Below are 22,429 nucleotides of genomic sequence, written 5' to 3' on the forward strand. Positions count from 1 at the left end.
CGTCTGGTGGCCTTCAGAGTGAATCCGGCAGCAGGACATACACACCCATGACATCCACGGGCAGACAGGGAGAAACCTTGTACTGCCCCACATCCCTGGCAGCCTCGCGGACGCGCTGGTGATCGGCCAGCAGGGTGTTGGCGCGTTCGTGGGCCAGTTTTTCCAGCTGTTCCGGATGGTCTGTCAGGAACTGCAGGGCGGCGTGAATTTCCCGATGAATGGTTTCGACGGGCAGGTTGCCGCTGGGCTTGCATGCCAGCAGCTGGTTGGTGCTGTCGCTGGATTCCCATGTCGGGTTGACTCGGCCGCGCACTGCCAGGGTGATGGTTTCTTCGGCCATCATCTGGAAGGGTTCACGGCGTCGCACATAGCTGAGCTGATGACGCAGGCGCAGCAGGTAGAGGGTGGTCACCACCTCCACATTTTCGGTGAGTGTCACGGCACAGCGGGCTGCCACCGGGTTCTCGCTGTCGAGCGCGTTTTCCAGCAGGTACTGCGCCAGCAGCCCTATCAAAGGGTGGCTGCGGTGCAGTTCGTTCAGGTTGAGGGACAGTGTTTGTGCCTGTTTGCTGTTGTCTTTCAGGATGCTTTCATCCTTCAGACGAAGTGTCAGTGCTTCCGGCAGGTTGCTGGCGATGAAAACAGCGGATCCACTGTTGCGTCCCTTTTCCAGCGGGGAACCCAATCGCACACAGGCACTTTCCAGAAAGCGCTGCACATCTTGCTGGGTGCCCAATGCCTGCTGCTGCTTTTGCCATTCGGGTAGCACCTCCTCGGGGCGGATGGTGCGCTGGGCAAAGATGGTACGGTTGGTCCTGGCCCTGTCCAGGGCGTCTTGCCATTTGACCCGCAGAGGCGCAAGCTCTTCTTCGGCATCGCCAAAGTCCAGGCTGGCCTGGATGGAGTGCATGTGATCCTGCCGCTTCATCAGGGCTGCGCGGATCATGGCCTGTTTGATGGACGTGTCATCCTCGGGCATGGGAACCAGCACGCCCAGCTCCCTGCGGATGGCCTCGGCCTTTCGCAGAATGACGTTGAGCACAAAACCGTCCACCGGATTGTCTTCCCCGTACAGCATGGTGCAGCGTACTTCTTCTGCCTGCTGCCCGAAACGGTCAACCCGGCCTTCACGTTGTTCGTGGCGGGTGGGATTCCAGGTCAGGTCATAGTGCACGACCGCCGTGAACAGATGCTGCAGGTTGATGCCTTCGGACAGGCAGTCGGTGGCAACCAGAATGTGGGACTCGGCCTCTTCCAGGCTTTCGACGCGCTCGCGGCGTTCTTCGGGTGTGAGCTCACCTGTGACCGCTTCAATGCCTACCTTGGGGAAAGCTTTTTTCAGGTGCTCGGCCACATAATGGGCTGTGGCTACGTAACGGCAAAATACCACCGGCCGAAAACCGTCCTTCAGCAGCTGCCCGATATGCTGGATGAGCGTGGCCAGTTTGGGGTCGCCTGCTTTGCCGGACAGGCGCTCGGCGTCACGGATCAGGGCCTGTAGCCGTGGATTGGCCTCCTGCAGCAGGGCAGGTGGCTCCTGGTCGTCGGCGGACAGGTCATCAGCCTGGCCGTCGTCGAGGCGGGCATCCTGCAGCAGGTCTTCTGGTGACGGTTCTTCTGTCGTCAGATGGCCATCCAGGCGCCGGCTCAGTGCCCGAATGGCCGCGGCAGGAGATGATGCCACGCAACGCAGCAGTGCCAGGGTCACATACCAGATCAGGCGGGTTCCGCCGGGTTTGCCGTTCTGGTTTTCCTGCTGTTCCGCGGCCTCGGCCAGGTCGCGGCAATAGTCCTGCACGGCATCGAAAAACGCTCCCCATCCGCCGCTGAGGCGGTAGGTCAGCTCGGTGGTCATGCGGCGGGGGAGGCCTTTGCCATCGTGGGTTTCGGATTGCCATTCGGCGATGTCCTTGCGGCGACGCTGTACGAAGTGTCGTGCCAGTTCCTGGCGCAGTGGATCTTCGGCCCGGTTGTGTCCCTGCAGCTCCACAAAACGGGGGTTGAGCAGTGACAGCAGGTTGTAAAAGGCGGATTCGTCGCCTGAATGTGGGGTGGCGGAGAGCAGGATCAGGTGGCGGTGCTCATCCTTTACCAGTCGTTTGAGCAGCTCGAAACGCAGCTGCTTGCCAGCGCCATTGCTGGCGCAGGTATGTGCCTCATCGACGATGATGCATTCGGGGGCTGCAGCCAGAAACTGTTCACGGTGCCGCTCGCTCTTGATGTAGTCCAGGCTGACCACAACCACTGGGTGATGGTCGAACAGCCGGACACCATGAGGCAGATTGCGTTCGATGCGTGCGGCTGTAGCTGAGGCCAGGGCGATGGCTTGCAGGTTGAAGCGGGTTTCCAGTTCGGACTGCCACTGTTCGACCAGATGTGGCGGGCAGAGAATGGCCAGCCGGGCAATTTCGCCGCGGTCCAGCAGTTCACGGACGATCAGGCCGGCCTCGATGGTTTTGCCCACCCCCACGTCATCGGCAATCAGAAGACGTACGGTGGACAGGCGCAGGGCCATCAGCAGCGGGACCAGCTGGTAGCTGCGAGGTTCCACGGCAATGTTGCCGAATGAACGGAAAGGCCCTGCGCCGGCACGCAGGGTCAGGCGCAGGGCATCACGCAGCAGTAGTGCACCTGCATGGTTGCCGGCGTGGGTTGGGCTGGGCCAGGCGAAGGTGGCGGGCTTTACGGGCTGCAGCTCCAGTTCCGGAATCAGCGCAATGCTTTCATCATCGGCGCCGCTGAGTGGACGCAGGCGAAGCCAGTCCGGGCGAGATTCGGATTGCACCACCCATTCGCGACCGCGGGCACGGACGAGGCTGCCGGGCTGAAAACTGTGTTCGAGCGCGTTCATGGGGCTCATTCCTTGATGGGGGTGCCAAACACTTCGGGATGGGTTGCAAACTGCTCATGCCATCGTGCCGGGTCAGTAAACAGCAGTATCTGCCAGCCGCGGTCGAGCAGGTCATTCCGTACCTGTTCATTCATGGCTGTCAGGAACACCAGCGCGCGGGCTGCCTTGTACTGGGCTGCTGCCGTGGCCTTGCCATGGCTGACGGGCACATTGCAGGCATCGGGTTGCCGGTATCCGCCATGCTGGAGTGCCGTCAGCCAGGCTTCCGTCAGGTTATCCGTTGGCGGGGTACCGTTTGGAGCCGTACCCGTAAGCGTGCTGCTGACTGGTTCGGGTATTGTGGCCGGGGCTGGTGCGACTCGGGCGTTGGCCAGGGCTACGAGCAGGGCCAGTGCCTGCTGGTTGCGGCGGTTGATATGCTGATGCTCGGGCTGGTTGTAGTACGAGAGCAGGCACTGGTAACAGCCGGCTTCGCAGGGACGCTGGCCGTCATCTGTGGTTTTTTCCAGTTGGGCCAGTCCTTCCAGCGTCCAGATGCCGCTGGCGGGTTCATGGTAGTGAATGACCTTCAGCGCAGCACGGGCCACGGTGGCCAGATCTGCCGGATTGCTGGCCAACCGGGTCAGTACGCCGGCGCCCCCTTCGGCTGCCTCGTAGAACAGAATGGCACGACGCGCATCGGCCTTGGGCAGAGGTTCGGCCACGAGTTCGGATTCTTCAATCTGGAAAATCATCTCGATGCCGCGCTTGAGCGCAGCCTGCACGGTCGCCATGGCCTCCGGGTCCAGTTCCTGCGCTGGTGTGAAGATCAGCAGGTTGCGGAAGTCCTCGACGTAGGGAACGATGCGCTGGGGAGGGATTTTGTCTTCCTTGCCATCCTTCTCGTCGTCAGCATTGTCAGTGTCATCACCGTCGGGGGATTCCTCCGGGCTCCATCTGCCTGTGAGGGGGTTGATCAGGAAGCCGAGCTGCTGCTTGAAGCGGCGGCGACGCCAGCCACGGTTGATCCGCCAGATCTGTGCGGCGGGGGCGTAGGTCAATGTGCCAAGCTCCTCGGTCTGCTCGTCCGGGCTCTCGAGCTGGATGCTGGCCTCCCTTTTCTGGATACGGCCATCCGGGCCAGGCAGAAAGCGGTAGGTGGTTTGAAGCTCGAATCCCTGATGCTGTCGCTCTTCATCATCGGTGGAAATGCGCTGGGTGGCCCTGGTTTCCACTGTTTCGATACGGTAGAGTTCGCGTACCCAGTTGTCTTCGCTCAGTGGTGTGCCACAGTTTTCGCAGATATCGACAGGCGCCTGCTGCGAAGCAGGATCGCTGGCATGGCCGTAACCGCAGCGACCGCACACAAGGGAGGCCAGTGTGGTGAGTGTGACGGAGCCGGAAATGTGGCTGCGGTTGCTTGCGCTGAGCTTGGCACGTACCACGCGGAACATCCTGCCCTGGTGGTAGATGAGGCTGCGTGGTCCGAACTCTGACAGGCCCAGGAAGCGCGGGCGGCTGACCATGGCACCGTGGTCGTTGGCGCTCGTGGCCGATTTGCGGCCGCCACCGGGAACCCAGGCCATCAGTGGCAGACGTGGAAAATTGTAGCCGGGAAGAAAGCCCTGGCTGGCCAGATAGCGGTAGGTGTAGAAGTCGCTGTTCTGGCTGTTGCCGGGTTTCAGAAGCAGGTTGAATTGCTGCTGGGCATCAGATGCGCGTCGTTCGGCACTCTTGCGTTCCTGTTCGGTGACGGCGTGGCTGCTCGAGATGCTTTGGGCCATCTTGAGCTGCTCCTGTGTTGCCTCGAACAGGGTGCGCCAGCGCTCGAGTGCCCGGGAAAACGCCTGGGGGGCATCTGCGATGACATTCTGTACGTAGTCAGGTGTGAACCACGTGCTGTCATCCAGCTCTCCAGCCAGCTGTTCAATGACCCGTGCGGCTCCGAGCTGCGCGCGCGCCTGTGCGTCAGGCGCCCGCAGTGCTGCCATGAGCTCAGGTTTGGGTGGTTTTCCTGGTGCGTTCATGTCGAGCAGCTCGGCAATGCTGTCGTCCAGTGAGTGTCTTGTACACGCCAGCCAGACTGCCTGCAGGTGGCTCTGTACCAGATCGCGGTTGGCCAGATCCAGGGTGGGAGCCCTTACCACGCCATGCACCATGTCCTGTGCCCGGTGGAAGAACCATTGATCGTGTGGGCTCAGGGCCGCGCAATAGGTGACAACCAGCGCCTGCTGGCCGGAGCGCCCGGCACGGCCACTGCGCTGTGCGTAGTTTGCCGGCGTCGGGGGGACGTTGCGCAGGTATACCGTGTTGAGCGCAGAAATGTCCACACCCAGCTCCATGGTGGGAGAGCAGAACATCAGGGGCAGCCGTTCAAGTGGCGCCCTGTTGTGGGACTTCCATTCGTCCTGGTCTTTCTGGCTGTATCGAAAGCGCTGCTCGAGAACCTGTCTGGTCTGAGCGTCGACTTGTGCCGTGTGCTCCTGTGCCTCGAACTCGAACAGCGGGTGCGAGATGGTTTCCAGCAGTTTGGCCGTGCTCTCGTAGAGTGAACGGAAGTAGGCATTTGGCTGACCTGGCTGCTCTTCGGGCAGGGCAGGTGCCAGGCACCAGTCTATGAGCGATGCGTTGAGGCGCCAGCCGAACAGGCTCTTGTCGATGGGCTGCCGTTGTACATACCCGTAGTTCTCGGCAGCACGCAACATGTCTCGCACCAGCTCAGCCCATTTTTCACCTCGCCATTTGCTGCTCCGGTCTCTGAGGTGGTCAGGGCCGCTCGAGAGCTTTCGCTTGATGGAGCGGACAAGACCGGACCGTTCCGATCCGGATATGAGGTCATATCGCCGCTTGCGTTTGCTGGCCAGGTAATTCTCCAGAACCAGATAGCGTCCGGTTTCAAGACGCTCGTCCTGAGCGATGGCCCAGCGATCATTCAGGCTTGCGTAACTTCTGGTTATGATCTTGTCCTGTTCGATATCGTCCAGGTAGCGGCTTTCGATGCACAGTTCCGTACGCATCCGGTTGAACAGTACCTCATACAGCTCGACCCGCTGTGCCGGGGGAAGATCCCGTAGTTCGTTGAAGTCAGCAAAGCAGCTTTCGTCGTCACAGAACGCCTGCAGGTCACGGTAACGAATGTCCAGCAGCTTCAGCTGTTCCAGATTCGGGTTGTTGAAGCGCCAGCCACGACGCAAGTCCCGGATCAGGCGATAACCGAGTATGAAGCGGAGGTCGGCCTGTGCGGTTCTGAGATTGGGGCCACGAAGTCCGGGGTCGCGCAAATACTCGGCCCGCACCGAGTCTTCCGGACGGTCAAAGCCAAGTGCGTTGAAAACCTCGGCCGTCAGGGTGTCTTCAGTGAGTATGCCATTGTTGTGTTTCAGGGCACCGATGAGACCGCCGCGCAGTGTGAGCAGAAAAATGAAATCGTTGAAATGGCCAGCCTGGAGGGCGGCGTCCTGGCGGTTGTCGGTAAAGGCCAGCAGCTTGCGTGGATCTGGCTGTCCCGGTTGAGGGTCAGGCAGATTGAACAGGTACTCCAGCGCGGCCAGCGTGATCATGGTCGTGGCGGAGGAGCGGCCTTCGCCAGACAGGCTGGACAGACGGTTGGCGTCCTTGCCGACCGCAGGGTAGTTTCGTCCGCAGCTCAGGCAGAAGCGCAGCTTTCCGGGAATGAACCAGAATGCCTGGCCTTTTTGTCCCTGGGGCTCCTCTGGCTCGGGCTGTGCCAGGGAGAACGCCGTCAGTTTCCCCGCGCGCAATGTTCCTTCTCCCTGTGGCGTCACGGCAACAAGATCAGGAACGGCATTTCTATAGTTTGGGCGGATTTTCGGGGTGTCTCCGCTGACATCGATCCAGTCTTCAGGGAGATCTTCCGGCCTGGTGTAGTTCAGCCCGGGTGTTCGTATGCACAGGAGACCACGCTGTGCGGTCTCATCGTCGATGGTGGAGCCATCGAGCTCCCGGGGAACAAACCGGCCCTTGTCTGGCAGATGCCAGACCGGCATGTATTCATGGCCGCAGTCCCGGCAGAAATGAACAGGGTACAGCTGGATGTTTTCTTCCTGTCTGCCCGGTGCGAAGCGTTGAGCATCCAGGGTGATGTGCCGTACATCGCGTGGCTCCAGCGTGGCCAGCACCATGCCGGGGCCGCTGATGAACTGGTGAAGCTTGAAGGCAAAGGGTGGGCGCCCCTGTGGGGTGCGGACGTCGTTGGCGGCCAGCAGAAAGCGCGCCAGGGCGCTCTGGGCCTCGTCAGGGCTGCAGCCGGCATCGCTGGCAAGTCGCTGGCCTGCTTCTTTCAGGGCTATGGGGCGGGCGCGGCGAATGGGGCTGGTGTCGTCCGGAATGGTGACGCCCAGCGTCAGTTCCACCCAGATGGCGAGCGGATCGTTCTGAAATGCCTGGTAATCGGGCCATGCGTACTGTTCGCATCGGACAGTCGCGAGCAGGTGATGGCGTATGGCGTCGATATCCCGGTTTGCGTCTGTGACCCTTTCCAGCGTTTCTCCGATGACCTCGTGCTCGGTGATGCGTGTGCCAAACAGCTTGCTGGCGACTTCTGCCACGACCCGGTTGCGCTCCGATTCACTGGCTGCGCTGGACATGGTGGCCGAAGTACCGATGCACACCAGTCTGTCGGCATTCAGCCGTTCGCGCAGACGGCGCACCAGCAGGGCGACATCGGCGCCCTGACGGCCCCGGTAGGTATGCAGTTCATCCAGCACCAGAAACTCCAGCCCAGCGCAATGCTCGATGACCTGCCGGTCAGTCTCCGTATAGCGCGTCAGGATGTACTCCAGCATCATGAAGTTGGTGAGCAGGATGTCCGGGGCACATTTGGCGATGCGCTCCCGTTCTGCCGTGCTCTCCTGGCCGGTGTAGCGGGCCACGGTGATGGGGCGGTCCAGATCGTCGTAACCGTGAAGGAACTTGTCCAGCTCTTCGAGCTGGCTGTTGGCCAGGGCATTCATCGGGTAGATGACGATGGCCCGGGTGCGCGCCGTACTGTCCGATTCCCGCGCCTTGAGGATGTGGTCGATGATGGGAATGAAGAACGAAAGCGACTTGCCCGATCCTGTGCCTGTGGTGACGACGTAGCTTTTGCGTTGCTGGGCAATGTGTAGGGCGACTTTCTGGTGCGTGTACAGCGAGAGGGGGGTAGGGTTGCCCTCTGTCTTGCCTGTCTGGAAAATGCCCAGACAGCCTGGATGGAGTGTTCCGGCGTCCACCAGTTCCCGGATCGTGCCGCTGCGCTGGTAGTGTGGGTTGATCTGGACGAGCGGTTCGGGCCAGTAACGGCCGTTGGCGTACTCTTCCTCTACCTTGTTCCTGATGTCGGGGGCTGCGATCTGGACGAAGCTGCGGGAGAATCGTTCATACTCCTTGATGAGTTTGTCGCGAAACTGGAAGACGTCGTCCATGGCCGGTGTGTCTCTGGTGGTTCGATGTCGGGCTTTTGTGCAGGGGACTCGGGCCGACTGATGTCCAGAGGCCTGCCTCCCTGGTGATGGTGACAGCCCCTATAATAGGCGGGCTGCCTTGTGTATGCACCTCTTCCGAATGGGGCGCTGATGATGGCGTCAGGTATGAACCACAGACTCTTCCCGCCATCTGCGCCATTCTCTGAGTGTGGCGGAGAGGCTCTGCTCTGTGGGCGTCGGGGAGGCGATCTTGTGGGCGTCAGCGAGGCGATCGCTTTCTTACCCTCCTTCCGATATGGGCAGCGCGGTCAGCAGGTGCACAGGGGCGTCCAGCAGCCCAGCCATTGTCTGGCCGGGCTGCGCCGTTGCAGCCCTTCTTCAGTGCACTCAGATTCGGCGTTGGCTTGCCTGTTCACACATTGAACAAAAAGTTCAGCACATCCCCATCCTGCACCACGTAGTCCTTGCCTTCGGCGCGCATCTTGCCGGCTTCCTTCGCGCCGTGTTCACCCCTGTACTGGATGAAATCGTCGAAGGCGATGGTCTGGGCCCGGATGAAGCCGCGCTCGAAGTCGGTGTGGATGACGCCGGCGGCCTTCGGGGCGGTGTCGCCCTTGTGGATGGTCCAGGCGCGCACTTCCTTCACGCCGGCGGTGAAGTAGGTCTGCAGGCCGAGCAGGTCGTAGCCGGCGCGGATCAGGCGGTTCAGACCCGGTTCCTGCAGGCCGAGGTCGGCCAGGAAGGCAAGTTTGTCCTCGTCGTCGAGGTCGGCCAGCTCGGCTTCGATCTGGGCGCACAGGGCCACGACGGGGGCATTTTCCTTTGCGGCAAATTCGCGCAGGCGGTCGAGGTAGGGGTTGTTTTCGAAGCCGTCTTCGGCCACGTTGGCCACGTACATGGCCGGTTTCAGGGTCATCAGCCCGTAGGGTTTGAGCAGGGCTTTGTCCTCATCGGACAGGTCGAGCGAGCGGGCGGGTTTGCCTTCGTTCAGGTGGGGCTGGAGTTTTTCCAGCAGGGTGGTCAGACGCAGAGCTTCCTTGTCACCGGCGCGGGCCTTCTTGATTTCGCGGGCGTGGACGCGTTCGATGGTGCCGAGGTCGGCCAGCGCCAGTTCGGTGACGATGGTTTCGATGTCGGCGATGGGATCGACGCGGCCGTTGACGTGCACGACGTTGGGATCATCGAAGCAGCGCACGACGTTGACGATGGCGTCGGTTTCGCGGATGTTGGCGAGGAACTGGTTGCCCAGGCCCTCGCCCTTGCTGGCGCCGGCCACCAGCCCGGCGATGTCGACGAATTCGACGATGGCGGGCTGGACCTTCTGCGGTTTGACGATGTCGGAGAGCTGCGCAAGGCGCGGGTCAGGCACTTCGACGATGCCGACGTTGGGTTCGATGGTGCAGAAGGGGTAGTTGGCGGCTTCGATGCCGGCCTTGGTCAGGGCGTTGAAGAGGGTGGATTTGCCGACGTTGGGCAGGCCGACGATGCCGCATTGGAGTGCCATGGGGTGTCCTTGTTGCCGTGGGGCTGGGTGATTGCCGTGAGGCGTGGGCCGCTGGGAGGCCAGGTGAAATGGGGGAGGCCGGGTGATGTGGCCCGACCTGGCGTGAAGTGGATTTTAGAGCGTGTCATGGACTCATTCGTCCCCGCAAAACCCCCTTTGGACGTGCGGGACGAGGTGGTATGGCCGCAGAATCCTTCAATGGCAAGGCACGCACCACGGCCAGGCACCTGGGGTCGAGCGCTTCAGGCGTCTTCCGGTGCGCGCCTGCGCGCCTTTTCGCCCGCTTCTTCCTTCGGGTTGCTGCTCTTGGCTTCCTTTTTGGCCTGCATGGCCGGGTCGGCGCTGTGCAGCTGCTGGGTGGCGATTTCCCAGCCGTCACGAAACAGCACGGGCAGGTGGTCGACGCTGCGGTCGATGGCCTGTTCGATGAGCTGCTGGTCGGCGGCGCTGGGGCGGCCGAGCACGAAGTTGATGACGGACTGGCCGGGGTTGAGTGTGCGAGGGTGGCCGATGCCCAGTCTGAGGCGCCAATAGCGCGGGGTGCCGAGGTGGGCGGTGAGGTCACGCAGGCCGTTGTGGGTGCTGGAGCCGCCGAGCTTGAGGCGGGCGGAGCCGGGCATGAGGTCCAGTTCGTCGTAGGCGACGAGGATGTCCTCGGGGTCGATGCGGTAGAAGCGCGCCAGGGCACCGACGGCCTGTCCGGAGCGGTTCATGTAAGTCATGGGCTTGATGAGCCGCACGACCTGGGTGCCGATGCGGACTTCGCCGACATCCCCAAAGAATTTGGTGTCGGGGCGCATCTGGCCGGGGTAGTGGCGCAGCAGGGCGTCGATGAACCAGAAGCCGGCGTTGTGCCGGTCGCTGGCGTGCTGGTCGGTGGGGTTGCCCAGGCCGACGATCAGGCGGGGGGCGTTCATGAGAGGAATGTTCCGGGGCAGGCCCAAAATCAAACGGGCCGACTGGCGGCCCGTTGGTGAGGTGCTGTTTCCGGGCCAGTGCGCTTTTTCGGTGCCCCGGGGCCTTTCGGCCTGACTGCGTCCATCGCCAGGGGCGTGGGGCGCAGAGAGGGGCAGGTCGTGCGGACTGTTGCCTGGAAAAGACCGGCTTACTTGGCTTCGCCTTCGGCAGCGGCGCCGTCGGCGGCTTCACCGGCGTCGGCATCGGAGGCACCCACCAGGGTGGCCGAGGCCAGGACGGGGTCGGTGCCCGGAGCAACGACCGGGGTGACGCCCTTGGGCAGCTTGATGCCGCTCAGGTGCATGGAGTGGTCCATGGTCAGTTCGGCCAGGTCCACCTCGATGAACTCGGGCAGATCCTTCGGCAGCACCGAGACTTCGATTTCGGTCATGACCTGGTTGACCACGGCCTTGTTGAGCTTCACGGCCGGGGAGATCTCGGCGTTGATGAAGTGCAGCGGTACCTTGACGTTGATCTTCTGGTTGGCGGCCACGCGCTGGAAGTCGACGTGCAGCACCTGCTGTTTGTACGGGTGCCATTGCACGTTGCGCAGCAGCACGCGCTGGGTCTTGCCGTCGATGTCCATGTCCAGAATGGACGAATGGAAGGCTTCGACGCGCAGGGCGTAATAGAGGGCGTTGTGATCCAGGGCGATCTGGACGGGGGCGGCTTCGCCACCGTAGACGATGCCGGGTACCTGTTTGGCGCGACGGAGGCGGCGGCTCGCACTCGTCCCCACGTCTTTGCGTGTCTGGGCAGAGATCTGCATTGGGCAGTTCCTTGATGTGTCTGCCGGTCCGCGACCAGAGCCGGCAGGGGTTGGGATGACCCGGCAGGGCCGGGCGAGGGGTGTCGGCCCGCATGATGTCCTCCTTTGGAGGTCAGATGGACGGATCGACAGAAACCCTTGATGATAGCCGATAAATGATGCGTCTGGGCAAGGGCGCGGCGTGAAAAAGAAGGCGCAGCGGGCAGGGCTCAGGGGGAGAGGGGGTCAGGACACAGAAGAGCCGGGACGCCAAAGCGTCGGGGCACAAAAAAGCCACCGTGTGCAGGTGGCTTGACGGGAATGCTGACCTTCCGGAAATGGTTGCCGCCTGGCTGTGCACCTGGGCAGGGGGCCATCGATGTGACGGCCAGAGCCGTCGGCTGGTGGCCCCGTTGCTGGTTCACTCCATGAACAGCATGGACACGGAGTCGGAGCGGTTGATGCGCAGGATGGTTTCGCCGATGAGCTGGCCGCAGCCGAGCACGCGGATCTTGCCGCAGGCACGCCCTTCTTCGGTGAGGGGGATGGTGTCGGTGACGACCAGTTCGTCCAGTGGGGACTCGGTGATGCGCTCGATGGCCTTGCCCGACAGCACGGGGTGGGTGCAGTAGGCGGAGACGCGAACGGCACCGTGCTTCTTGAGGGCTTCGGCGGCCCGGCACAGGGTGCCGGCGGTGTCGACCATGTCGTCCATCAGCAGGCAGCTGCGGCCATTGACCTCACCGATGATGTTCATCACCTCGGAGACGTTGGCCTTCTGGCGGCGCTTGTCGATGATGGCCAGTTCGCAGTCGAGCCGCTTGGCCAGCGCGCGGGCGCGAACCACGCCACCCACGTCGGGCGAGACCACCATGGTGTTCTCGAGCTTGCGCTTGGTGATGTCGGACAGCAGGATGGGGGCGGCGTAGATGTTGTCGACCGGGATGTCGAAGAAGCCCTGGATCTGGTCGGCGTGCAGGTCCATGGTGAGGACGCGGTCGACGCCGGCGACCTGCAGCATGTTGGCCACGACCTTGGCGCTGATGGCCACGCGGGAGGAGCGTACGCGACGATCCTGCCGGGCATAGCCGAAGTAGGGAACCACGGCGGTGATGCGGCCGGCCGAGGCGCGACGCAGGGCGTCGACCAGGATCATCAGCTCCATCAGGTGGTCGTTGGTGGGCGCACAGGTGGACTGGATGACGAAGGCATCCTTGCCGCGGACGTTCTCGAGGATTTCGACGTTGACTTCGCCGTCGGAGAAGCGGCCCACGATGGCCTTGCCCAGGGGGATGCCCAGATGCGCGGCAACGTCGGCTGCCAGGGCAGGATTGGCATTGCCCGTGAACAGCACCGGCCCTTCGGACCAGAGCGTGGGCATGGTGACAGGGCTGGAGCGGTAGGAGCTGCGGTGCACGAGAGTCTGACCTGTCTGAAGCGCTGGTCCGGAAACCGTAGGGGGAGGTGCTGCCGGGGGGATCAGCCTGGCGATGCCAGGCCGAAGAAAGATGGGCTGGGGAGGAAGGATTCGAACCCTCGAATGCCGGAATCAAAATCCGGTGCCTTAACCAACTTGGCGACTCCCCAACGGGTGACTGGCAAGCCCTCGAACCAGGAAGAGGGTACCAAATTCAGTACGCATTGTAATACGTTCTGCGTTTGGTGTTTGCCCTGCGACAACATTTTTTTGGCTGGCCTGCGAGACTTCCTGGAGCAGGGCCAGGGCAGTGGACTTGTGCTGCGAAGCTGCAAATATACAGGCACCCGAGCCGGTCATGCGAACCGTGATGTCTGATTTATGCCGTTTTGCAACACTGTCTGACGAAACCCTTTGCGCCGCCTGTGAGAGAAGCTGGATGGCGTGCCTCACCAGAGGCTGCCTTGCTTTCACAACCGGCTGCAGGTCGTTGTGGCCTGCAAGGGTTTGTCCTGCCAATGCTGTGAAGCCCTGAATTGTGAGGGGCTTTGTGTTTCTTGTCAACTCCGGGGCCGAAAAAATGCCGGCGGTGCCCACGTGAACGTGGGGCATGAGCAGCACGAACCAGTATTCGGGCAGGGAAACGGGCTGAAAGACGTCGCCGATGCCGGTGGCGTAGGCGTTCTGGCCGTGGACGAAGATGGGTACGTCGGCGCCCAGCGGGCGGGCGATGTCGATGAGCTGGTTGCGGCTCAGACCGGTCTGCCAGAGTTCGTTGAGCCCGAGCAGCACGGTGGCGGCGTCGGAGCTGCCACCGCCCAGGCCGGCCCCCATGGGGATGTGCTTGGTGAGGGTGATGCGGGCACCGAGCGGGCTGCCGGTGGCGGCCTTCAGGGCACGGGCCGCGCGCAGGGTGAGGTCGTCGGCCTCGCTGACGCCTTCGGGGTCGTGCGTGCGGCTGATGGTGCCGGTGGGGTCGACGGCCAGCGTGATGTCGTCCTGGAGGTCGATGAACTGGAAGACGGTTTCGAGCAGGTGCAGGCCGTCTTCACGGCGGCCGGTGACGTGCAGGAACAGGTTGAGCTTGGCGGGCGCGGGCAGGGTCAGCGTGGCCGGTACCGGATCCGGTCCGGGTGCCGCTGGCGTGGTGGGTGAGGCGAAGGTCATGGGGTGGCTGGATGAATCTGCGTCCCGGTCTGCGCCGGCTGGCCAGTCTGCGAGGATGGTCCGGTCTGTGATGGCCCGGTCCGTGCGGGAGATTGGGTTTGTGTGGAAGATTCCGTTTGTGCAGGTTGCTGCCCATCCGGTGTGGCCTGTGCGGCGGATGACCCGTTCCGTGCCGATGGCCCGGTCTGTGCGGATGCTTCGTTCTGCACGGGCTGGTCCGCTACCAGGCGGATTTCGATGCGGCGGGTGTTCTGCTGCCAGGTCAGGTACCAGCGGTTGTCCTCGCGTTCGATGTGCCAGGTGCCGTCGAAGGCGACGATGCGGCGACCGTCATCGCTGGTGCGCTCGACGGTTTCGAACTGGTTGTTGAGCCACTGGGGCAGGCGGCTGACCGGAATGGGCATGCCCACGGCCTGCTGCAGCACGGCTTCCAGCGTGGTGCCGAGGTAGCGCTGGTGCTGGGCGGTTTCGAGCCAGGCCTGTTCGCCCTGTTTCTGGGCGGCGCGCACGAGGGTCTGGCCGAAGGGGGAGATCAGTTCGAGGCCGAGGTTGTTGCCGTTGCGGTCGAGGATGAAGCGGCCGCTGCTGTGCTGGGGTCTGGTGCCCGGGGTGTTGTCGGTGGCCGAGAACGAGAAGCGCCCGGTGAGGTGCAGGGGGCGGCTGGTGTCGATGGGGGCCGGGGGCGGGCTGGGCGGGGTGGTGGCGCAGCCGGCCAGCAGGGCAGCGCTGGTGACGGCGGCTGCCAGGGCAGCACGCAGCAGGGGGGGGCGAATTTGCAGGGACATCCGATGGGCGGTGGCAGGCAGACAGGTTGCAGTGAGTCAGCGGGAGAGCATCCGGGTCTGGCGGTGCCCTTGGGAGCCTCTGCAAAAGTCCTGCGACACTTTGGTCTCCATGCCCGGGCGATCCGGCGTTGCCATTTGCCGCCAGGGCGCCTTCTGGCTCATCCCGATCCTGGGCCTAAAGCGCTCGCAGACTTTTGCAGAGGTCCCCTTGGTCTGAATCGTAACCGGAAACGGCAGGAATCTGGACGAATGGGTCCATGCCACACGCCCGTGTGATGGGAAGGAGGCAGGGACGATGCGCTCCGCAGCATCGCCTCTGCCGTTCCGGTCTGGTTTCCCGGCCACGGCTCAGAGTTCCCGGCCGCGACTCAGAGCTTCACGTCGAGCCGCTGGAGGGTGTCGCGCAGCAGCTTGTTGTCGGGATCGATCTTCTGGGTTTCGCGCCAGACGGCGCGGGCGGCCTCGCGGTTGCCCTTGGCCCAGAGCACTTCGCCATAGTGGGTGCCCAGCTCGGCTTCGGGCAGGCGCAGCCAGATTTTCTGGAAGATGGCAATGGCATCATCGATGCGGCCGGTACGGAAGTAGACCCAGCCCAGGCTGTCGAGGATGTGCGGGTTGTCGGGCAGCAGCCGGTTGGCCTTCTCGATCAGTTCGAGTGCCTCGGGCAGCCGCACGTTGCGGTCGGCCAGCATGTAGCCCAGGGCATTGTAGGCGTTGGCTTCGTCGGGACGGGCCTTCATCAGGCGCCGCAGATCCTTCTCGGCAATGTCGAAGCGGCCGATGCCCTCGGCGGCCACGGCGTGGTCGTAGAGCAGGTCGGTGGGATCTTTCTGCGTTTTGAGGGCCTTGTCGAGCAGCCGGTAGGCTTCGTGGAAGCGTTTGGCGTGGCGCAGGATCTGGGCACGGGCCACCACCACCATCTGGCGCTGTTCCTCGCTGGCGGGCTTCAGGCCCTGCAGGGCAGCCATGCCGGCTTCGGGGCGGTGCTGCTGTCTGGCCAGCAGCGTGGCGCGCAGGACCTGGGCCTCGAAGTGCTGGCGGCTGGTGGGCGGCACACTTTCCAGTGCCTCGATGGCGGCCGGCAGGTCGGCCTGGGCCTGGGCGATTTCGGCCAGGAAGAGCCAGGCGTTGCCGGGGTCGCGCTGCGGATCGGCCGGCAGGGCCAGGTAGCGCTTCAGCGAGCTGGTGGCAGCGGCGTAGTTACGCTGCTGGAAGTGCAGCTGCGCCAGCGTGTAGAGGGTGACGGGGTTGTCGGGTTCCTGCGACTGGACCTTGTTCAGCGTGGTGATGGCCGCGTGGTTCTGCTCGCTGGCAATCTGCAGCAGGCCCTGGGCCTTGAGGGCGCGCAGGTCGTTGGGGTGGTTCTTCAGGTATTCGTCGAGCAGGGCGGCGGCACGCTGGCGGCCGCCCGGCAGGGGCTGCAGCAGCTGGACGCTGGCCAGTACCGCTTCGATGTCGTTGGGGGCGAGCTGGTGGGCGGCCAGGGCCTCGTCGGCGGCCGCTTCCCGCTTGCCGGCCTCGAAGGCGATGCGTGCACGCGCCAGGCGGGCGGCCACATTGTTCAGGTCGGGGGCGCTCAGGCGCTGGATCAGCGCCCAGGCGGCCTGGCGGTCCGGCAGGTTGAGCAGTTTTTCCTGCAGGGCGGGGTAGGCGGTGTCGAGAGTCTGCTGCTGGCGGGCAGCCTTCAGTTCGCGGGTCAGGGCCGGTTCGGCCTCGGCAACGCGGCCGTTGGCGAGCAGCAGGGCGTCCAGGGCCCTGCGGGCCTCGGGCAGGGTGGGGTCCAGCCGCGCCCACAGGCGGGCACTGGCCAGTGCCTCGGGCAGCGCACCGGCCACGATGCCCACTTCGGTGGCCCGCCGGGCCAGCCGGGCGTCGCCGGTCTGGGCGGCCAGCGACTGGAAGGTGTTGTAGGCGCCGTCCAGATCCCGGGCCTGCAGCGCCATTTCGGCCGCCAGGATCTGATACATCAGCGGCGGGGTCAGGGCCAGTTCGGGCAGGTTGGCCGGCCGGTAGGGGGCCGGGACCGCGCCGGGATCGATGCCCTCGTCGGGCATGACGGTGTTGGTGTCGTCGGAGGGCTGCCGGGCCTGTGCCGGTGTGCCGTCCTGCGGTGCCCTGTTTTCGGGGCCGGACGCATTGGGCTGGCCGTCGCCGGAAGCCTGGGGTGTGGCTGCCTGCTGGCTGCCGTCCGGGTCGCCGTTCTGGCCGGGGCGGGAGCCCTGTGCCTGGTCGGCGCCGGCGGGGCTGGCCTGTCCGGGCGTGGTGGAGGTTCCCGATGCGCCGGCCGTGGTGCCGGGAGTGCCCTTGCCGTTGGTGGCGCTGGCTTCGGGGGCGCTTTCGGTCTGGGATGAGGACAGGGCGGCAGCGCTGCTCTGCTGCAGGGTGCCGCATCCACCCAGGGCCAGCAGGCCGAGGGCCAGGCCGAGCCGGAGGGCCAGCGGGCGTCGTGCCGGCTGGGTGGCGGGGGTGATGCGGGTGGATGGGCGGATGGATTTCATCGGACCATGGTAGAACGTCCGGGGCGTTCTTGTCAGCTGGCCCGCCCGGTGGCCGGTGGGACGGGCGCATGGGGCCGATTTGTGGCAGGGCCGGCTTGCAACGGCGGGGGTAGGCCGCATCTGGGGTGGTGCCTGTGCGGCGCCCTGTCCGCACGTTGCCGGGGCCAGCGCAGGGGCGAATGAGCCCATGGCACGCTCTGGGAAAGGAACAGGAGAAGGTTGATGCCTGAATTGCCGGAAGTGGAAGTGGTGAGCCGCGGGGTGAGCGAGGCTTTTGCCGGGCGGCGGCTGACACGGGTGGTGCGGCGTTGCGAGCGCCTGCGCTGGCCGGTGCCGGCAGGTCTGGAGGCGCAGATCCTGGCCGGGCCGGTGCTGCGTCAGGTGTTGCGGCGGGGCAAGTACCTGCTGCTCGGGTTCGATGCCGGGACACTGCTGCTGCATCTGGGCATGTCGGGCTCGCTGCTGCACCTGCCGGCCGGGGCGCCGCCGCAAAAGCACGATCATCTGGACCTGGTGTTCGGCGACCGGCTGCTGCGGCTGCACGATCCGCGCCGCTTCGGGGCGGCGCTGTGGTGCAGTGACGACGTAACCACGACGATGGCCACCCATCCACTGCTGGTGCATCTGGGGGTGGAACCGTTTTCGGCGGCGTTCACGGCGCGGCACCTGTACGAGGCCAGCCGCGAGCGGACGGTGGCGGTGAAGCAGTTCATCCTGTCGGGAAAGGCGGTGATCGGGGTGGGCAACATCTACTGTTCGGAGGCGCTCTTTCGGGCGCGGATCCATCCGGCCCGGATGGCAGGCAGCCTGACGCTGCCGGCATGCCGCCGGCTGGTGCAGGAGATCCGCCAGACGCTGGCAGATGCAATTTCTGCAGGCGGTAGCTCTTTGAGAGACTTTGTGGACAGTCGTGGCGAGGGTGGTTACTTTCAGTTGCAACACCGGGTCTATGGGCGCGCTGGGCAGCCGTGTCCGGTCTGCGCCACACCCATCCGGGTGCTGAAGCAGCAGGGAAGGAGCACGTTTTTCTGTCCGAAGTGCCAGCGCAGGGCCAACCACTGATCGGGCAGGGCTACCCGGTTGCTGGCTGGTGGGGTAAAGGACCCCGCAGGGACGGCCAGCTTGTGTACACTGCCGGCATGGCGAAAAAAGGCATCAGTGAGCAAATCGAAGCGTATGGCCGGTGGCGTGCCGATCTGGAATCGGCCATTGAACGTTACCGTGACTGGTTGGCGCAGTCTGACGCGGCTGATGCCAGCCTGAATCTCAAGCTTACGCAGATCATCGAACGGTTGCACGACACCCTGCTGAAGGTGGCATTCGTGGCCGAGTTCTCCCGTGGCAAGTCGGAGCTGATCAATGCGATCTTCTTCGCGCAGTACGGCCAGCGGGTGGTTCCGTCGTCGGCGGGCCGGACCACGATGTGTCCGACCGAGCTGCAGTACGACCCGAGGCTGCCGGTGGGGGTACGGCTGCTGCCCATCGACACGCGGCTGCTGCCGGTGCCGCTGGCCGATCTGCGCAACCAGGACGACCACTGGCGCTTCATCCCGGTGGACATGACCGATGTGACCTCGCTGCGCCAGGCCTTCGATGCGGTGCGCGAGACGCTGCTGGTGCCCACCGAGCAGGCGCGCGAGCTGGGGCTGTACGACGATGCCCAGCCGGTAGGGCGCACGGTCACGCCGGGGCAGGTGGAGATTCCGGCCTGGCGGCACGCCATCGTCAACATTCCGCACCCGCTGCTGGAGCTGGGGCTGGTGATCATCGACACCCCGGGGCTGAATGCCATCGGGACGGAGCCGGAGCTGACGCTGAACCTGATTCCCAATGCGCACGCCGTGCTGTTCGTGCTGGCGGCCGACGCGGGGGTGACGCGCAGCGACATCGAGGTCTGGCAGAGCAACATTTCCAAGTCCCACCGGTCCGGGCGTTTCGTGGTGCTGAACAAGATCGACGGCCTGTGGGACGAGCTGCGTCCGCAGGCCGAGAACGATCTGGAGATTGCCCGGCAGGTGGTGTCGGTGAGCAATTTCCTCGACCTGCCGACGGCGCGGGTGTATCCGGTCTCGGCCCAGAAGGGGCTGGTGGCCAAGATCCACGGCGACCAGGCCCTGCTGCGTCGCAGCCGGCTGAAGGAGCTGGAGCATGCGCTGTCGGAAGAGATGATTCCGCAGCAGCAGGTGATCGTCAGCGAGCAGGTGCGGCGCGAGTTCGAGGAGGCGTCGCAGGTGACGCTGAACCTGCTGACGGTGCGCCGGCGCAACCAGGTCGAGCAGGCCTTCGAGCTGAACGGGCTGCGTGGCAAGAACCAGACGATGATCAAGCAGATGTCGCAGCGGGTCCGCAACGAGCGGGCCGACTTCGACGAGAGCCTGCGTCATCTGGCGGCCCTGCGCTCGGTGTTCACGCGCCATTCGCAGACGATGTTCACGCACCTGAGCCGGGACAGCCTGCGCCGCCACGTGGAGCGTACGCGCCAGATGATGATGGCCAGCCAGCTGTCGTCGCAGCTCAAGGACGGCATGGATGCGCTGCTTACGGCCGTGCGGCTGGACTTCGAGGAGGCCGACCGGCTGGTGGGCGAGATCTCGCAGATGATGTCGGCCATGTACCAGCGCTTCTCGCGTGACTATGGACTGAATCTGGGGGCGCCGCTGCGCTTCTCGACGCGCCGCTATTTCACCGAGATCGAGCAGGTGGCCCAGTCGCACCAGCGCCAGTTCAGTCTGATGCGGCTGCTGACGGTGAACAAGGCGGTGCTGACCCAGCGCTTCTTCGATTCGGTGGTGGTGAACCTGAAGAAGATCTACACGGTGGCCATCCGCGAGCTGGAAGGCTGGCTGCGTTCGCTGATGACGCCGCTGGAGAGCCAGGTGCGCGAACATCAGGTCCAGCTGCGCAAGCGGATGGACTCGGTGCAGCGGGTGATGGATGCGGGCGATTCGCTGGAAGAGCGCCTGCAGGAAATCGAAACGGCCCGCAGCCGGATCGAGAAACAGCTCGTGCAGCTCAAGACGCTGGTCGAGGGGGTGCAGGCCACGATCGACCAGCGGCCGATGCGGCCCGTGCAGGCGGTGTCGCGGGATGGGCTGGATGGCGCCGTGCCGGACGGGGCGCCGGAGGTTGCGGCACAGGATGTTGCGGAGCCCCCCCCGCCCAGGGAGGTTGCAAAAGCCTCGTCCGGCTTTGCTGGTGAAACGGCCAGCCCGGGTAATGCCGCGGGCGCGAGCGATGAAACCGGTGTGGGCAATGAAACCGGCGCGAGTGATAAAGCCGACGTGGGCGATGAAGCGGGCGTGGGCGATAAAGCCAGTGCGGGCGATGAAACCGGTGCGGGCAATGAGGCCGGTACCGGCGACAGGGCCGTCGGCGGGGCGCCCTACACCAACGACAGCGTGCTCCGGAGCAACATCGCGGCAGCGGGCGATGCCGCGTAAGGCGGCCGTTTCCCGCACGGCGCAGCCTTCATCAGGTGCCAGCAGGGCCGGTTCTCCGTCACGGGGCACCGGCCCTTCGTCGTCCGGGCCATCGCGGGCATCCGGGACAGCCGGGGCATCCGGGATATCTGGGGCATCCGGGCCATCCGGGCTTTCGCCGTTCGGGGAAGGGCATGATCCGGCCCGACGGGGTTTTGCACCGGACCTGGTGCGCTGGCAGCGCGTGCATGGGCGGCACCATCTGCCCTGGCAGAAGACGCAGCAGACGCTGCGGGAGGAAGGCGTGGTGCTGCCGTACCCGGCAGCGGATGAAGGGATGATGGGGCAGCCCGAGGCGGAACGGGGTGGTGCTGTGCAGGACGATCAGCCGCGCGCCCCGGCGGCCGGTCTGGCGGCCGTGCTGCGCGATCCCTACCGGGTGTGGCTGTCGGAGGTGATGCTGCAGCAGACGCAGGTCAGCACGGTCATTCCGTATTTCGAGGCCTTCCTGCAAGCCTTTCCGCAGGTCACCGATCTGGCGGCTGCACCGTCCGAGCGGGTGATGGGCCTGTGGGCGGGGCTGGGCTATTACAGCCGGGCACGCAACCTGCAGGCAGCCGCGCAGCAGGTGGCGGCGCAGGGGGGCGTGTTTCCGGATTCGACGGATGCGCTGCAGGCCCTGCCGGGGGTGGGGCGTTCGACGGCGGCGGCCATTGCCGTGTTCGGCTTCGGGCGGCGTGCGGCCATTCTGGATGGCAACGTGAAGCGGGTGCTGTGCCGGATGTTTGCCGTGGAGGGCGACCCGGCCAGCACGGCGGTACAGAAGCGGCTGTGGGCACTGGCAGAGGCGGAGCTGCCGGGGGCACCGCATGCATCGGATGCGCCTGTGCCAACGGGTTCGGCGAGGGGCTCACGCACGGCGGCGGCAGGAGCATCATCGCCCACGAGGCGTCTGCGCGCCGTGCCGGACGGTGTGCACCATCAGGACGCGCCGGCGCCGTCACCCGGAAAACCATCACCCGTGCAGGCAGCCGACATGGTGGCCTATACGCAGGGGCTGATGGACCTGGGGGCCATGGTGTGCACCCGCACGAAGCCCGACTGTGCACATTGCCCGGTGTCGCGTCATTGTCAGGCGTATCGGGAGGGGGCGCAGGAACGCTATCCCACACCGCGGGCGCGCAAGGCGGTGCCGGTGCGGCAGGTGAACCTGCTGTGGCTGCAGGACGATGCAGGCCGGGTGCTGATGGAGGCCCGGCCGGAGAAGGGCCTGTGGGGCGGGTTGTGGAGCCTGCCCGAGCTGCCGGCAGTGTGGCCGGAGTCTCCTGCGGTTCTGCCGCAGGGGCAGCGACGGCCGGCCGGGGCGCAGGTGGCTTCTGGATCGCAGCTGGCCTCTGGATTGCAGCCCGTCCGGTTTGGCCGCGACTGGCAGGTCGCCGGGCGCTTCGAGCACGTGTTCACGCATTTCCGGATGCAGGCGACGCTGTGGGCGCCGGTGGGCGACGATACGGGTTGGGCCATTCTGCCCGCACGCGAGCGTCAGCGCTGGGTGTCGGCGGCCGAGGCGGAGGGGGCGCCGCTGCCGGCGCCGATTCTGCGTTGCGTCAGAACCCTGCTGGCGTAGCGGTCATGGAGTGGTCATCGGGGCAGGCCGTTGCATGGTGCCCTGTCAGCTCACGGC

Annotated in this window: 12 protein-coding genes and 1 tRNA gene; 3 read left to right on the forward strand and 10 right to left on the reverse strand. The window is 64.8% G+C overall.

Annotated features, from left to right (window positions below):
• Positions 1-13: 13 nt before the first annotated feature.
• From EHV23_RS12115 to EHV23_RS12160, 10 genes are all read right to left on the reverse strand, one after another.
• Positions 14-2,851 (reverse strand): helicase-related protein, encoded by a 2,838-nt coding sequence (locus EHV23_RS12115; protein ID WP_125096306.1) that lies wholly within the window; start codon positions 2,849-2,851, stop codon positions 14-16.
• 5 nt (positions 2,852-2,856) lie between these two features.
• Positions 2,857-8,253 (reverse strand): DEAD/DEAH box helicase, encoded by a 5,397-nt coding sequence (locus tag EHV23_RS12120; RefSeq protein ID WP_125096307.1) that lies wholly within the window; start codon positions 8,251-8,253, stop codon positions 2,857-2,859.
• Positions 8,254-8,665: 412 nt separating this feature from the next.
• Positions 8,666-9,757 (reverse strand): redox-regulated ATPase YchF, encoded by a 1,092-nt coding sequence (ychF, locus tag EHV23_RS12125; RefSeq protein ID WP_125096308.1) that lies wholly within the window; start codon positions 9,755-9,757, stop codon positions 8,666-8,668.
• A gap of 242 nt (positions 9,758-9,999) precedes the next feature.
• A complete protein-coding gene (gene pth / locus EHV23_RS12130) occupies positions 10,000-10,674 on the reverse strand; it encodes an aminoacyl-tRNA hydrolase (RefSeq protein ID WP_125096309.1) in 675 nt (224 codons plus the stop codon).
• Positions 10,675-10,862: 188 nt separating this feature from the next.
• On the reverse strand, positions 10,863-11,483 hold the full coding sequence (locus tag EHV23_RS12135; protein WP_125096310.1) for a 50S ribosomal protein L25/general stress protein Ctc: 621 nt from the start codon (positions 11,481-11,483) through the stop codon (positions 10,863-10,865).
• A gap of 400 nt (positions 11,484-11,883) precedes the next feature.
• A complete protein-coding gene (locus EHV23_RS12140; protein ID WP_162499742.1) occupies positions 11,884-12,843 on the reverse strand; it encodes a ribose-phosphate pyrophosphokinase in 960 nt (319 codons plus the stop codon).
• Positions 12,844-12,975: 132 nt separating this feature from the next.
• Positions 12,976-13,049 (reverse strand) — tRNA-Gln (locus tag EHV23_RS12145).
• Positions 13,027-13,986 carry a 4-(cytidine 5'-diphospho)-2-C-methyl-D-erythritol kinase gene (gene ispE / locus EHV23_RS12150; RefSeq protein ID WP_420813068.1) on the reverse strand — a complete coding sequence of 320 codons (960 nt, stop codon included), beginning with the start codon at positions 13,984-13,986 and terminating at the stop codon, positions 13,027-13,029. Before ispE ends, EHV23_RS12145 begins: the two co-directional genes overlap by 23 nt.
• Positions 13,987-14,042: 56 nt before the next feature.
• Positions 14,043-14,831: a lipoprotein insertase outer membrane protein LolB gene (locus EHV23_RS12155; RefSeq protein WP_125096312.1), complete on the reverse strand. Its 789-nt coding sequence runs from the start codon at positions 14,829-14,831 to the stop codon at positions 14,043-14,045.
• A gap of 368 nt (positions 14,832-15,199) precedes the next feature.
• Positions 15,200-17,329: a tetratricopeptide repeat protein gene (locus tag EHV23_RS12160; protein ID WP_125096313.1), complete on the reverse strand. Its 2,130-nt coding sequence runs from the start codon at positions 17,327-17,329 to the stop codon at positions 15,200-15,202.
• Positions 17,330-17,551: 222 nt separating this feature from the next.
• Between EHV23_RS12160 and mutM the strand changes: the two genes are divergently transcribed.
• The 3 genes from mutM to EHV23_RS12175 all read left to right on the forward strand — a co-directional run bounded on the left by mutM (position 17,552) and on the right by EHV23_RS12175 (position 22,372).
• Positions 17,552-18,391 (forward strand): bifunctional DNA-formamidopyrimidine glycosylase/DNA-(apurinic or apyrimidinic site) lyase, encoded by an 840-nt coding sequence (gene mutM, locus EHV23_RS12165; RefSeq protein ID WP_125096314.1) that lies wholly within the window; start codon positions 17,552-17,554, stop codon positions 18,389-18,391.
• A 77-nt stretch (positions 18,392-18,468) separates the two neighbouring features.
• On the forward strand, positions 18,469-20,769 hold the full coding sequence (locus tag EHV23_RS12170; protein ID WP_125096315.1) for a dynamin family protein: 2,301 nt from the start codon (positions 18,469-18,471) through the stop codon (positions 20,767-20,769).
• Positions 20,770-20,977: 208 nt separating this feature from the next.
• Positions 20,978-22,372, forward strand: a complete 1,395-nt coding sequence (locus EHV23_RS12175) for an A/G-specific adenine glycosylase (RefSeq protein ID WP_125096316.1) — start codon at positions 20,978-20,980, stop codon at positions 22,370-22,372.
• Positions 22,373-22,429 lie beyond the last annotated feature (57 nt).

Source organism: Lautropia dentalis (assembly GCF_003892345.1).
Lineage (GTDB): Bacteria > Pseudomonadota > Gammaproteobacteria > Burkholderiales > Burkholderiaceae_E > Lautropia > Lautropia dentalis.

Bases quoted from the DNA above. Each gene is read 5' to 3' on its own strand.
- EHV23_RS12120 (WP_125096307.1), bottom strand. From the start codon at position 8,253: ATGGACGACGTCTTCCAGTTTCGCGACAAACTCATCAAGGAGTATGAA.
- EHV23_RS12140 (WP_162499742.1), bottom strand. From the start codon at position 12,843: ATGCCCACGCTCTGGTCCGAAGGGCCGGTGCTGTTCACGGGCAATGCC.
- ychF (WP_125096308.1), bottom strand. From the start codon at position 9,757: ATGGCACTCCAATGCGGCATCGTCGGCCTGCCCAACGTCGGCAAATCC.
- EHV23_RS12170 (WP_125096315.1), top strand. From the start codon at position 18,469: ATGGCGAAAAAAGGCATCAGTGAGCAAATCGAAGCGTATGGCCGGTGG.
- EHV23_RS12115 (WP_125096306.1), bottom strand. From the start codon at position 2,851: ATGAACGCGCTCGAACACAGTTTTCAGCCCGGCAGCCTCGTCCGTGCC.
- pth (WP_125096309.1), bottom strand. From the start codon at position 10,674: ATGAACGCCCCCCGCCTGATCGTCGGCCTGGGCAACCCCACCGACCAG.
- EHV23_RS12160 (WP_125096313.1), bottom strand. From the start codon at position 17,329: ATGAAATCCATCCGCCCATCCACCCGCATCACCCCCGCCACCCAGCCG.
- EHV23_RS12155 (WP_125096312.1), bottom strand. From the start codon at position 14,831: ATGTCCCTGCAAATTCGCCCCCCCCTGCTGCGTGCTGCCCTGGCAGCC.
- EHV23_RS12135 (WP_125096310.1), bottom strand. From the start codon at position 11,483: ATGCAGATCTCTGCCCAGACACGCAAAGACGTGGGGACGAGTGCGAGC.
- mutM (WP_125096314.1), top strand. From the start codon at position 17,552: ATGCCTGAATTGCCGGAAGTGGAAGTGGTGAGCCGCGGGGTGAGCGAG.